The 12,753-nt window shown below is 39.3% G+C and carries 16 protein-coding genes; 4 read left to right on the forward strand and 12 right to left on the reverse strand.

Annotated elements, in window-relative coordinates; genetic code table 11:
- The first annotated feature begins 134 nt into the window (after positions 1 to 134).
- Positions 135 to 1,655, forward strand: coding sequence for an MDR family MFS transporter (locus ACFQZ9_RS30375; RefSeq protein ID WP_498947073.1), 1,521 nt, complete (start codon positions 135 to 137; stop codon positions 1,653 to 1,655).
- A 130-nt stretch (positions 1,656 to 1,785) separates the two neighbouring features.
- Positions 1,786 to 2,028, forward strand: coding sequence for a hypothetical protein (locus ACFQZ9_RS30380; RefSeq protein WP_498947075.1), 243 nt, complete (start codon positions 1,786 to 1,788; stop codon positions 2,026 to 2,028).
- Between the two features lie 57 nt (positions 2,029 to 2,085).
- Here the strand turns inward: ACFQZ9_RS30380 and ACFQZ9_RS30385 are convergent, their stop codons facing one another.
- Positions 2,086 to 2,916, reverse strand: coding sequence for a pirin family protein (locus ACFQZ9_RS30385; protein ID WP_498947077.1), 831 nt, complete (start codon positions 2,914 to 2,916; stop codon positions 2,086 to 2,088).
- A 233-nt stretch (positions 2,917 to 3,149) separates the two neighbouring features.
- Here ACFQZ9_RS30385 and ACFQZ9_RS30390 point away from each other — a divergent pair, with 233 nt between their 5' ends.
- A complete protein-coding gene (locus tag ACFQZ9_RS30390) occupies positions 3,150 to 4,124 on the forward strand; it encodes an NERD domain-containing protein (RefSeq protein WP_498947079.1) in 975 nt (324 codons plus the stop codon).
- A 131-nt stretch (positions 4,125 to 4,255) separates the two neighbouring features.
- On the opposite strand, the gene ACFQZ9_RS30395 is transcribed toward ACFQZ9_RS30390, so the two are convergent.
- The 10 genes from ACFQZ9_RS30395 to ACFQZ9_RS30440 all read right to left on the reverse strand — a co-directional run bounded on the left by ACFQZ9_RS30395 (position 4,256) and on the right by ACFQZ9_RS30440 (position 11,607).
- Positions 4,256 to 4,651 carry a cytosolic protein gene (locus ACFQZ9_RS30395; RefSeq protein ID WP_498947081.1) on the reverse strand — a complete coding sequence of 132 codons (396 nt, stop codon included), beginning with the start codon at positions 4,649 to 4,651 and terminating at the stop codon, positions 4,256 to 4,258.
- A 66-nt stretch (positions 4,652 to 4,717) separates the two neighbouring features.
- Positions 4,718 to 5,107, reverse strand: coding sequence for a hypothetical protein (locus tag ACFQZ9_RS30400; RefSeq protein WP_498947083.1), 390 nt, complete (start codon positions 5,105 to 5,107; stop codon positions 4,718 to 4,720).
- A 123-nt stretch (positions 5,108 to 5,230) separates the two neighbouring features.
- Positions 5,231 to 6,715 (reverse strand): aldehyde dehydrogenase family protein, encoded by a 1,485-nt coding sequence (locus tag ACFQZ9_RS30405; protein ID WP_498947085.1) that lies wholly within the window; start codon positions 6,713 to 6,715, stop codon positions 5,231 to 5,233.
- 178 nt (positions 6,716 to 6,893) lie between these two features.
- Positions 6,894 to 7,061 carry a hypothetical protein gene (locus ACFQZ9_RS30410; RefSeq protein ID WP_498947087.1) on the reverse strand — a complete coding sequence of 56 codons (168 nt, stop codon included), beginning with the start codon at positions 7,059 to 7,061 and terminating at the stop codon, positions 6,894 to 6,896.
- A 52-nt stretch (positions 7,062 to 7,113) separates the two neighbouring features.
- Positions 7,114 to 8,379, reverse strand: a complete 1,266-nt coding sequence (locus ACFQZ9_RS30415) for a S8 family peptidase (RefSeq protein WP_498947089.1) — start codon at positions 8,377 to 8,379, stop codon at positions 7,114 to 7,116.
- A gap of 127 nt (positions 8,380 to 8,506) precedes the next feature.
- Positions 8,507 to 9,205 carry a class I SAM-dependent methyltransferase gene (locus ACFQZ9_RS30420; protein WP_498947091.1) on the reverse strand — a complete coding sequence of 233 codons (699 nt, stop codon included), beginning with the start codon at positions 9,203 to 9,205 and terminating at the stop codon, positions 8,507 to 8,509.
- A 96-nt stretch (positions 9,206 to 9,301) separates the two neighbouring features.
- Entirely contained in the window at positions 9,302 to 10,240 is a 939-nt protein-coding gene (locus ACFQZ9_RS30425) for a magnesium transporter CorA family protein (protein WP_498947093.1), read from the reverse strand.
- 12 nt (positions 10,241 to 10,252) lie between these two features.
- A complete protein-coding gene (locus ACFQZ9_RS30430; RefSeq protein WP_286180031.1) occupies positions 10,253 to 10,381 on the reverse strand; it encodes a hypothetical protein in 129 nt (42 codons plus the stop codon).
- Between the two features lie 81 nt (positions 10,382 to 10,462).
- On the reverse strand, positions 10,463 to 11,359 hold the full coding sequence (locus ACFQZ9_RS30435) for a cation diffusion facilitator family transporter (protein WP_498947095.1): 897 nt from the start codon (positions 11,357 to 11,359) through the stop codon (positions 10,463 to 10,465).
- Positions 11,360 to 11,466: 107 nt separating this feature from the next.
- Positions 11,467 to 11,607, reverse strand: a complete 141-nt coding sequence (locus tag ACFQZ9_RS30440) for a hypothetical protein (protein WP_198310316.1) — start codon at positions 11,605 to 11,607, stop codon at positions 11,467 to 11,469.
- A gap of 88 nt (positions 11,608 to 11,695) precedes the next feature.
- Between ACFQZ9_RS30440 and ACFQZ9_RS30445 the strand changes: the two genes are divergently transcribed.
- Positions 11,696 to 11,869 (forward strand): YozQ family protein, encoded by a 174-nt coding sequence (locus ACFQZ9_RS30445; protein WP_198310317.1) that lies wholly within the window; start codon positions 11,696 to 11,698, stop codon positions 11,867 to 11,869.
- A 63-nt stretch (positions 11,870 to 11,932) separates the two neighbouring features.
- Here the strand turns inward: ACFQZ9_RS30445 and ACFQZ9_RS30450 are convergent, their stop codons facing one another.
- Positions 11,933 to 12,706, reverse strand: coding sequence for a yteA family sporulation protein (locus tag ACFQZ9_RS30450; RefSeq protein ID WP_498947096.1), 774 nt, complete (start codon positions 12,704 to 12,706; stop codon positions 11,933 to 11,935).
- Between the last annotated feature and the right edge of the window lie 47 nt (positions 12,707 to 12,753).

Below are 12,753 nucleotides of genomic sequence, written 5' to 3' on the forward strand. Positions count from 1 at the left end.
TTCATCCTTCCTTTTAAAATTACTTTATCTTGATTATCAAGATAATAGGTTTCCTCAGTTTATTTCATCTTATCAAACTTTTTTACCCTATGAAAGAAGATCTAGGAGGACCATACAAAAGAAGGAGACATTTCATGATTAAAAAAGATAATAATCTTAAATTTGTTGTAGCTGGAATTTTATTAGCTATTTTAATGGCTGCCATGGATAATACCATTGTCGCAACGGCGATGGCTACCATTGTTTCAGATCTTGGAGGCTTCGACAAATTTATTTGGGTGACTTCAGCCTATATGGTAGCGGTTATGGCCGGAATGCCGATTTTCGGCAAACTATCTGATATGTACGGGCGCAAACGCTTCTTTATTTTTGGTTTAGTCATCTTTTTAGCCGGTTCTGCCCTTTGCGGAATTGCCCAAAGTATTATTCAGTTAAGTATTTACCGTGCCATCCAGGGAATTGGCGGCGGAGCACTAATGCCCATTGCTTTTACCATCGTTTTTGATATTTTCCCACCTGAAAACCGTGGAAAAATGACTGGATTACTTGGTGCCGTTTTTGGTGCTTCAAGTGTATTGGGTCCATTATTAGGGGCCTATATTACCGACTATATTAGCTGGCATTGGGTTTTTTATGTCAATGTTCCAATTGGAATCGTTTCGCTTTTCTTAATTGTTCGTTTCTATCATGAATCCCTTCAGCACTCTAAGCAAAAAATTGACTGGGCCGGTGCAATCACCCTTGTTATTTCAGTCGTTAGTTTAATGTTTGCCCTTGAGCTTGGCGGCAAAGAATATGACTGGGATTCTGCTCAAATTATTGGCTTGTTTGCTAGCTTCTTTGTCTTCTTCGTGGCCTTTTTTATTGCTGAATTTAAAGCAGCTGAGCCGATTTTACCGCTTTGGCTCTTTAAAAGACGATTATTTGCCACCTCGCAAATTCTTGCGTTTTTATATGGCGGCACATTTATCATACTAACGGTGTTTATTCCGATTTTTGTTCAGGCTGTTTATGGCGGGTCAGCTAAAAATGCAGGGTTAATTTTGACTCCGATGATGTTAGGGTCTGTTGCAGGAAGTTCTGTAGGTGGTATTTTCTTAACCAAAACTTCATATCGTAATTTGATGTTTATCTCCATCATTTCCTATTTAGCTGGGATGATTTTGCTTGGAAATTTGACAACGGATACCGCACGCTGGATGCTTACTCTTTATATGATTCTTGTCGGGTTTGGTGTTGGGTTCTCCTTTTCCCTATTACCAACTGCATCGATTCACAACTTGGAACCGCAATACCGGGGAACGGCCAATTCCACCAACTCCTTCCTCCGCTCATTTGGAATGACGCTTGGGGTAACGATTTTCGGCTCGATTCAAACGAATGAATTTACTGATAACTTGAAAGAAGCTTTTAAAGGGATGCAGGGAGCAAGTGGCCAAAGTGGAGCTCCTTCTATGTCTAACATGGACCCGCGTCAAATCTTCGAAGCTAGTGAACGCGCGAAAATTCCTAGTTTTATTCTAGATAAAATTGTTCACGCTATGTCTGATTCAATTACACATACATTTTTACTTACATTAATTCCAATTGCAATTGCAGCTGTAACCATCTTTTTCATGGGAAAAGCAAGGGTTGTCGTGGCGAAAAAAGGATAAATGGCTTAGCACTGGTCTCTTTGAGAACCAGTGCTTTTTTTAAAACTTCACGAATTCGTCATTCCATCTCCATCTTTTCTGCAAATTCTTGATTTATGATAAAGGTAAGAAAAGAAAGGAGTTGTTAATAATGAAAAAAATTGCAATGAGCATCTTTAGCGCTGCACTAATTCTTGGCGCCGGTACAGCAGTTTTTGCAACAGGAAACAGCAACTCTGGTAATGGTCTTAGCTTCGAAAAAATGTTGCCTTTTATGGAAAAAATGCATCCTAATTTATCAAAAGAAAAGATGAAAGACATGTACAAAGCGTGTCATGTAAAGGGCGGGATGATGGAAAATACTAATTCTAAAAAAATGATGGACCGGTTTTAATAATTTTGTAAAAGGTTTGGTACTCTCCCAAACCTTTTTTCTCATTATTAATATTAGTTACTCTCCAAACTTTCCGTCCATATAATCGCGGTAGGCTTGGCGGATTTCTTCCTCTGTATTCATAACGAATGGCCCTCGGGCAACGATTGGTTCGTTTAAAGGTTTTCCTGCATAAAGCAATACTTGCAGTTTTTCCTTCGCCTGAATGGTCACTTCACTCTCGTCCCCTTCTACACCCTTGCCTAATTGCAGTGCCTGACCTTTTTTGGCTTCTACCTTATTTTTTCCGAAATGGCCGCTTCCTTCCAGTACATACATGAAACCATTGTAATCCCCGGGTAATTCTTGTGAAATACTTGCACCTGGTTCTAAATTGATTTCAACAAATGTCACTGGAACATAGTTTTTCGTCGAGGACTTTATTCCACCTGATGAACCGGAAAAAACACGAACCAGCACACCTTCTTCTTCGCGAACTGGCATGTCTTGACCTCGAAGGTTTTGATACCGCGGCTCGGTCATTTTGTGTTCACGAGGAAGGTTTACCCATAGCTGCAAGGAATGAACGGTGTCTCCTTCTGCTGGGTCTTCAATGTGAATAACGCCTCTTCCTGCCGTCATCCATTGAACATCACCAGGTCCTAGCTCTCCTTTGCCCGCTTTATTGTCATTATGTTCAAGTTTTCCTTCGATGACATATGTTACGGTCTCAATCCCGCGATGGGGATGAAAATCGAAGGTACCTTTTTTGAAAAAATCCTCCGCTAGGAAAAGAAAAGGATCAAATTCATGCATGTTTGTCGGATCGAGCACCATTCCTGCCGCATGGATTGGGCTGTGCTGATGATGCTGCACGGTCCAGGTTCGTTGTATTTCTCTTTGTATCATTTCCTTACCTCCGTTCGTGAGTGGTTAGTTACTTTGAATTCAAGATAATCATAACGTGGTAGGGGTAGTTTTTCAAATTTAATGCTGAGGATTCATTTGGGAATTTGGATTCGCGGATAAATCCCTTCAATCCGCGGATAAATGAATTGTTAAAAAAGATTTTACAAATCATTTAGTTTTTTGAAGAACTTATATGCTATTTTTTAGAAGAAAAAATAAAAGGAGTGATCATTTTGATAGTAAAAGAAAGAACAATCCCGTTAAAAATTCTCATTTTAGCCGCCATTTTGCGGCGCCTACCTCCAAATCATGCAAAATACCAGCAAATCTTAGATGAATTGGGCAGAAGACAAGCTGGATACGAAGGCGAACAATCATTAGATTTTTACTATCGTGAACTCCCCAAGCAGAAATATCTTATTTTCCACGATTTAAACCTTCCAGATGGTGACTACAACTGCCAAATTGATACTCTCCTCTTAACAGGCGAATTCATCCTAATTATTGATGTGAAAAATATGGCTGGGAAATTAATATTTGATACGGAAAATGAGCAATTTATCCAAATTAAAGGTGATGAAGAAAAAGGGTATTCCTATCCGACCGCGCAGGCAGAAAGGCATCAAGAATACATAAAGAAACTATTGGCTGCAAATCATTTTCCCCCTGTTCCAGTTGTTTATTTAGTTGTTATAAGTAATAGTTATGCTTCTTATGTCATTACGGGGAAAAATGCTTACAAAATAAAACCAAAGGTATGTAAAGGGGATGTGATGTTAAAGAGAATTCTGGATCTTGAAGGTATTTATACTACCCCTATTCTAACAGCAAAAGACCTCCGTAAGCTTTCTCGCCTTCTATTGAAAATGAACACTCCTCCAACAGGATATCTTCTTCAGAAATTCGGAATTAAGAGGTCAGATTTATTAACTCGCGTTCACTGCCCCAACTGTAAATATCTCCCGCTTATTCGTAAGAAACAGAAATGGTACTGTCCTAGATGTCAGCATTATTCAATAGATGCTCATATTGAAGCACTTAAAGTTTATTTTTTGCTGTTTGATATAAAAATAACAAATCGGAAGTTTCGGGAGTTTGTGCATATAGCATCACCTGATACTGCTAGAAGATTATTACTTTCAGCTAATCTTATATATTCCGGTATGAACAGAGATAGGGCTTATCATCCAAAAACTATTCTTTGGTAAATTTGGATTCGCGGATAAACGGTTCAGATTCGCGGATAAATCCCTTCAATCCGCGGATAACCCTTTCAAATTCGCGGATAAAATCAAAATCGGGCGCTCTCACCAGCGCCCAATCAAAAAATGGATCCGAATTACACCTCAATATCCTTACCTTCTTCAACAATATGGAACAATAAATGTGCTAAATGGTGGATTGGGCCGTACTCTTCTTCCTCTTCCTCAGTTTCTTCATTAAATTCGAGGTCGTTCAGGTAAAGCGCCATGAATTCATAGAAATCCTCCAGCCGGAATGAGTAGCAGCCAACAGGTTCTTCATTGTCTTCCTCATATTGAAGCATTAAATATGAGACAACACCGTCAACATCTTCTGCATCAAAAAAGACAAAAAAGCCAATGTTTGTATCTAAATCAAATAAATGCCTTGTTCCGCCCTCGGTGGCTTTTTCAAAATCCGCTTGGCTTAGTTTTTGTATTTGCATGCTATCTACATTGTCTTCCTGATGGAAACTAACGATAAATGATTGCATAATAACCTCCTAAAATTTAATCAACACATACAGTTATCATGCCCATTTTTACCATTAAATCCTCTATTATGGCACAAATAAATTTGCTTTTTCTTGTTCCTCCAAAAATTCACCTGTTCCACCGGCTGCTTCTAAAGCTGCACCGATCGACTGAAGCCAATCACCTGTTATTGCTAATTTTTGAGCGTCTAATATAAGTTTATTGTCGTTTCCTGTAATTTGTCCGGATACACCAATCGCTTCAAAAAATGTTCCGAGTGCTTGAATGCCGGCACCAGTTAGTACTTCTTTTACAGGAATCGAATCTGGATTATCGCTAATCTCCCTTAACTTTGCAATCCCTAAGAATTCGATTGTTGCCCCAATCACCTGAATCCAAACACCAAGTGCAATTTGTTTTTCAATATTTAGCCTCTTTTGTTCCAACTCTGAAAAATTTCCATTCTTATTACTCATGAAGACACTCCCTCAAAAGAAGTCTGCTTCCAATACTTTATTCAAATGTCTAAAAAACGGTGTCCAATAAAAAAAAGCTAGCAAAAACGCCTAAACGTTTTAGCTAGCTTATAAGTCAGTCAATTATTTTAACGAAACCCAGACACTCTTGACTTCCGTATAGTTGTTCAATGCATATGAACCCATTTCACGTCCAATTCCAGATTGCTTATAGCCTCCGAATGGTGATGCTGCGTCAAAAGCATTGTAGCAGTTTACCCATACAGTACCAGCACGGAGTCGGCCTGCAATATAATGTGCCTTTGCTACATCCTTCGTCCAAACCCCTGCAGCTAAGCCATACTCGCTATTATTTGCGCGATTAATCAATTCATCCAGGTCCTCATATGGCATAGCAGAAATAACTGGACCAAAGATTTCTTCTTTAGCAATCGTCATTTCATCACGGACATCGGCGAAAATCGTCGGAGAAACAAAGTAGCCTTGTTCATATGGCTTATCACCGCCAACTAACAATTCGGCACCTTCCTTCAAACCTTTTTCAATATATCCAAGCACGCGCTTCTGCTGTTCATCAGATACAAGCGGTCCGATTTCCGTGTCAGCATGTAAACCTGCTCCCTGCTTAATTTTTTTGGCATGGCTGACCATATCGGCAACAACATTATCAAATTGTTTCTTTTGAATGAATACGCGGGACCCTGCACAGCAAACCTGGCCTTGGTTGAACATAACTCCATTTAAGGCACCAGGGATAGCTTTTGTTAAGTCTGCGTCAGGTAAAATAATATTTGGTGACTTGCCGCCAAGCTCAAGTGTTACGCGTTTAAGCGTTTTTGAAGCTTTTTCCATAATGGATTTACCAACTTCAGTTGAGCCTGTGAAAGCAATTTTATCAACTAACGGATGATCAACAAGCGGCTGGCCCGCTGTTTCACCAAAACCAGGGACAATATTGATTACCCCTTCTGGGAATCCTGCTTCTTGAACTAATTCAGCCAAGTATAAAACAGACAGCGGAGTCTGTTCAGCAGGCTTTAATACAACCGTACATCCGGTCGCAAGGGCTGCACCCAGCTTCCACATCGCCATTAACAGCGGGAAGTTCCATGGAATAATCTGTCCGACGACTCCAACCGCTTCATGGCGGGTATAGTTAAGGAATGGTCCGTTTACCGGGATGGTTTGCCCAACAATTTTGGTTGACCAGCCTGCATAATAGCGCATATGTTCAACTGCAAGCGGAATGTCCGCATTAGACGTTTCCCGAATCGGCTTTCCATTATCAAGTGTTTCTAATTGGGCAAGCTCTTCTTGATTTTGCTCCATTAAATCCGCTAACTTGTACATTAAGCGGCTGCGTGCAGCTGCACTCATTTTCGACCATGGGCCTTCATCAAATGCCTTTCGGGCTGCCTTTACTGCACGGTCAATATCCTCCGGACCGGCCTCATAAACCGCAGCGAGTACTTCACCCGTAGCAGGATTATACGTATCGAATGTTTTTTGAGAGAGACTTTCAACAAATTGACCATCAATATACAGTTTCTTTTTCCCTAATAGAAATTTTTCTACCTTTTCTTTTAGACCGACTGTTACTTGACTCAAATGTAATTCCTCCCTATGTACAAGATTCTGAGAATAAAAGCAACTTGTATGCGCTTTCAACCCTCGAGTTTTATAGTATCATTGTTAAAATCTAGTAATCAACCAAAAACCATCGGAAAATTCAAAATATTATCGACAAAATTCGGGTGGTGACAGGCACCACCCGAATTTTGTCGAATCAATCTTCTTCTTTTGGATCCTCTTGATAATGTTCATTTAATAGGGGATTTTCTGTGGTTGCAAAGTTGACGGATAGTAGGCTCATTTCGGGATCCAGTCCGTATAGGCCTTTTGCCAGTTGTTCTATTTCTTCACCGCTTTGAAATTGGGGTTCTTTTTCTTTCATTTTATTCATCCTCCTCTTGTATTTTTATTTTTTCTATTATATACAAGAAGAGTTATTTTACTCGTGGAAAACCAAATCCTGATGCATAGTCATCGCCTGTTGCGGCGCCAGTTCCACCTAAAATATCATTAGCTTTTGCTCTATTTTGCAGTTCTGTCCGAAGCTGAGTGTTAGACATTGAAGGATTTGCTGCCCAAATTTTTGCGGCAAGACCGGATACATGCGGTGTAGCCATTGATGTACCGCTAATCGTGTTATAGGTGCCATCATTCCAAGTAGACTCAATCGCTCTTCCTGGTGCAGACACTTCAACATCACGTTCTTGAATTTTATAATCACCATCGGTTGCCGGATTTCCGCGGGAAGAGAAATCTGCAACACGATAGGTTCCGTTTTCCGAAACATTTTCTAAAGCGGCAACCGCCACCACATTCACTAATGCACCTGGATACCCAATTGTATTGGTTCCTGGACCCTCATTTCCGGCAGCGGCTACAATTAAGACTCCCTTACCATAAGCATAATCAACAGCACTTGATATAAGTGAGTCTTTCGTGCTGGACCCAAGTGACATGGAAATAATGACATGAGAACCTTTTTCTACGGCTTTATCTGCAACTGCTCTAATCGTTGACGCAATATCATCCGAGTAGCCCGACCCACGATCATTTAATACTTTATAGGACCAAAGCTTTGCTTCCGGGGCAACTCCATAAATACCACTACCACTTCCACCATTAGCCAAAACGGTTCCTGATACATGAGTTCCATGTCCATTACCATCGGCACAGCTATCTTCAACCAAAGGGTTTTTCCTTTGTGAAAAATCTCTACATTGTTCAACATTAGCGGCTAAATCTTTATGGGTTTTTAAAACCCCTGTATCTAGGACGGCTACTTTAATTCCATCGCCTCCAGACGTTTTTACAATAGCAGGGTCATTATAGATTGCCTGAATTCCCCATGGTGTCGCATCACTTGGAACACTGCTGGCTGTTCCACCTGGCTTAGCCTTTTGGTCCACGATTTTCTCCATCTGAATTTCCGGTACCTTTTCAATCGTTAAGTTTTTATTTTTCAATAACGCTTGATACTGATGCTCATTAACCGTTGTAGTAAATCCTTTGCTACCAAAATCCCAACGTTTTCCGTAGCTATCTTTTGCCTTCGCTTTTTCAGAAGCCGGTCCATTAATTAAAACTCGGTAGGAATCCTGGCTTTGGCTGCTGGTTTGCTGCCCAAATGCCGCCGTTGCAAACATGGACATCCCCATTGCCAAGCTAAGTACAACTGAACCGATTACCCTTCTCTTTTTCACCCGCAACACCTCACCCCTTCTATTTACAGCACGCTGCTGATTATTTAAACTATTCAGACTACTAATTTAATATAATCAGTCCATTCTCCTAAAAAAGGGATGAAAAAAGACATAGACAAAATTTTGTCTATGCCCTTGCAAACCATATCGTCCATCTTTCTTTTTCAACCAACGGAAAAGATTTCGTTACACGTTCTCCAATATCATCAGCTAGAATCTGAACCTGTTCATCATTTAATTCAAATAATATCGAACGACCTTTACGCAAAATGATCTCTTGCTTCAATTCATCAAGCGTATTATAAGTTTTACGATTTTCCCAAAAGGACAGAACCTCAACATGCTGAAAGCCTGCCTCTGTTAAATAAGAATTAATTGTGTCTGCTGAATGTCTTCTAGCAATATCCATTTTCAGCAAGTCCGGATAAAATTCAAAAAAGTAACCACGAATATGCTCATTACTTCCTGCTAACGAACAGTCCTCAAATGTCCGGTCCTGAATGATGAATACACCATTTTTATTTAAAATTCGCTTAGCCTCTGTGAAACATTCTGATAATTGATGATCCTTTAAATGATGGATTAAGGCACGCTCCAACAGCACATCTACTGTCCCGCTTGGAAGATTCGATTCACTAGCTGTTCCAACTTGGAAACTAATTTGCGGATATTCCCGGCAATTCTCCTTCGCTCCGGCAATCATATTTTCAGAGATATCGACTCCAATGACTCTTGCCGCTCCCAATTCCGCTAAGGCAATCGAATAGATTCCACCGCCTGCACCAATATCCACTGCAATCTTCCTGGAAACATCCGCGAGATCCAATCCTTTCCCCTGACTTTACTTTTCAATATTACAGGGAGATAGAAAAATGACAGGCAGCGATTGTGCCTGTCATTTTTATTATAAAAAACTAATACTCTAGAAATATTTCTTTTTCCAGAAAATAAAGGCCGTACAACTCGTTAAAAGGGCCGAGATAACTAATGGAATGGCATACGAGTGGGTTGCATGCTGGAATGGAATATCGACGTTCATCCCATAAAAGCTTGCGACCATCGTCGGAAATGAAAGGATAATCGTAATCGATGTTAAAAATTTCATGACAATGTTTAGGTTATTCGAAATGATGGAAGCAAAGGCATTCATCATCCCGCTCAAGATAGAACGATAGGTTTCCGCCATTTCAATCGCCTGTGTTTTTTCAATGATTACATCTTCAAGTAAATCTTTATCTTCTTCATACATTTTTAAATAATTAAAACGCAAAATCTTATCAAGAACAACCTTATTCGATTTTAGTGAGGTTGTAAAATAAACCAAACTTTTCTCTAAGGCAAGAAAGGCATATAATTCTTTATTTTTTAATGATTGGTGCACTTCACGTTCAATTTCATTTGTTTTCTTATTGATTTGTTTTAAATAGCGCAGGTAATAAGATGAAATGACAAATAAAATTTGCAGGGCAAAACGGGTCTTTTTAAACGTAAAGAACTCTTTTACTCTATTTTTTCTAAATTCTTCTAAAATCGGTGTATCCTTTAAGGATACGGTGATTACACAATCATCCGTTAGAATAATTCCAATTGGAATCGTTTCATAAACAGCTAAACCGGTATCGTCGTGAACAATATAGGGAAAGTCAACGATAATATATACTTGACCATTATCTCGCTCAATCCTTGGACGTTCTTCATCATCCAGAGCATCTTTAATGATATCGACATCAACTTGTGCATCATTTGCAATCCGGCTAATTTCTTCAGCTGTTGGGGCATACATATTTATCCAGCAGCCCTTTGACACAACATCTACTTTTTCTAGAACCTTTGTTTCTGTATTTTTGAAAATCTCCAACATGTCAAAACCTCCTCATTGCTCGTTTTTGAGGAAGCCAACAACCTTTTCAAGAGCTGATATTCTTGTAGAAACCAATTCAATCAATTCAAAGACATTGACTTCCCCTCGCCTACTTGGGTCCGGGTCTATGGAATAACTCAAAAATATCAACTCCTTTAACTTTTTATTCCTTCCTTATCATAAACCCTAAAGGCCAAAAGTACAAAGCAGTTTTTTTTGGTTTTATTTTTCCTTAGGGAAGTAAGGGTTTAAATGAATCAGCACTTCCTTAATATTATCAAAATGGTCCATCAATTGTTGTTTAATCGAATGAGAAAGATCGTGCCCCTCTTTAATGGTTATAAAATGATCAATGGAAATCCGTAAATCCACCAATATATAATGTCCATGTTCTCTCGCCCGAATTCGGTCAATTCGCCTTACTTCAGGAAATTCGGAAATAATGGAGATATATTCTTGAAGAATTTCGCTGTTAATATTTCTCTCGAGTAAGATGTCAAATGCTTCTGTTATCATTTCCTTCGCAATTTTAAAAATTAAATAGGCAACAAAAATACTGGCCACCTTATCACCGTAAAGTAAAACATGAATATCAAATTTCACACCGAGAATGGAAATAAGAACCCCGATGGCAGCTGCGATGGAAGCAACAATATCAGCCTTATGATCAAAAGCAATCGCTTCGATTGCCTTACTCCTATGCTTCTCTGCTACATTTAAGGATGAACGGTAAAGAAGTATTTTTGCAACAAAAGAAAAAACCGCAACCCACATTGCTAAATAACTTGGTGTTTCAACCTCATGGAAGAAGCCGCTGATTCCTTCATATACCACATAAAGGGCTACCGCAAACAACAAAATTCCAATAATCTCGGAAACAATAACTTCTGCTTTGCCATGTCCATACGGATGCTCTTTATCCGCCGGCTTATTGGCTATTTTTATCACCAATAAAACAATGACGGAAGCAAATACATCAGCTGCAGAATGAATTCCATCGGCGAACACGGCATCACTATGCCCGAGCCAGCCAATAAAGATTTTTCCCAATGTCAGGACAATATTACTGACTACACTAATCCAGGCTATTTTTTTAGCAAGAACTTCTCTCATTTCCATCGTCTACCACCTCAAAAAATTCTCCTGAAATCATACCAAACTTTTCCTGGATGGGTCTAGAGAAAAAGTCTTGCCCCCTTGAACCATAGTTGGACAAATTCAACAATTTATTGTTCGACCTGTCCTTTATTTTCCTGTTTCACCATTTCGACTTCTTCTACTACAGAAATTCTGGTGATTTCATCCTGAAGAAAATGAAAAGCTTGATCTAATTCTTCTCTTGAGGGAAATGAGCTTTTTTTATTCATGATTTTCAACTCCTAAAATAGTTAGACTAAATATCCGTTAATAAGAGAAAATACGTCTGTAAGATTCTTCAATAAAGGAGTGGTTTCTATGGTTAAAAAAAATCAAAACGGCAGTACAGAAATTGCAGGACGTAATTTTAATGCAAATGATTATCAAAAAAATGATGCTTTGTCTTCAGGTCTAGCAACCACCCACGAACAGGTAAGTGATACCTATATGGAGGGAGTCATTGGCACAAACGATTTAAATGAGCAAGAATAAGAACTCAGAGAAAACAGCTCTCATAGATGAAAGCTGTTTTCTTTATATTTTCTGGCATCAGCATTAGGTATTTCTTTCGTTTTTGTTATTGTTATCTACATACGCATCATGTTCAAATGCAGGAAGATCACCGAAGCTTGTCATAATGCCTTCTTCATCAAGTGCATCTTCATAGCGTTCATGCTGCGCATTGGGGTAAACGGTAATATTTTTACCATACATATCGTTACCGGTAAAATTTTCATAGTCCTCTACATATCCTATGTTTTCGTCAGCTTCAATATAAATATCGTTGTAATCATCTTGTGGATTGACCAAATCAGATGGTGTTTCAGATGTTCCCCATTCGGCAACAGCCTGCCAGGAGTCTTCCGCGTCAAAGGCAACATCTTCGTCCTGATTATCCATATCAAATTTACCCCATGGCGGCATTAATACCCCTTCTTCAATCGGGCGCTCATGAGAAACGACTTGGTCAGGACTATGTTCCTTGCAATAGGTGGTGTTTGGTAAGGCTTCTAAACGTTCGGTTGGTATATCCTTCCCGCAAACCTCACATTTCCCGTAAGTTCCATTCTCCATTGCCTCTAAAGCGTGGTTAATATTGCTTAATTGCAATTCATAATGCTCCTTTAAAGCAATATCCTTCTCGCGCTCATAAAGGGCCGATCCCTGATCAGCCGGATGGTTATCATAACTTGATAACTCCCCCATTGATTCATGCCAAAATCCTTGTTCCAAGCCGAAATGGTTATTTTGCTTTAAATTATTTTCCACTTCGTTTTTTTCCTTTAACAATTGCAATCGTAATTCAGCTAACTGCTCGGTCGACAGCATTGCTCAAACCCCTTTCAAAAAGAAGCTTCCGCTTTTCTTATTTAGTT

The sequence above is a fragment of the Neobacillus sp. GCM10027624 genome (genome assembly GCF_042675345.1).
GTDB classification, from domain to species: domain Bacteria; phylum Bacillota; class Bacilli; order Bacillales; family Cytobacillaceae; genus Neobacillus; species Neobacillus cucumis_D.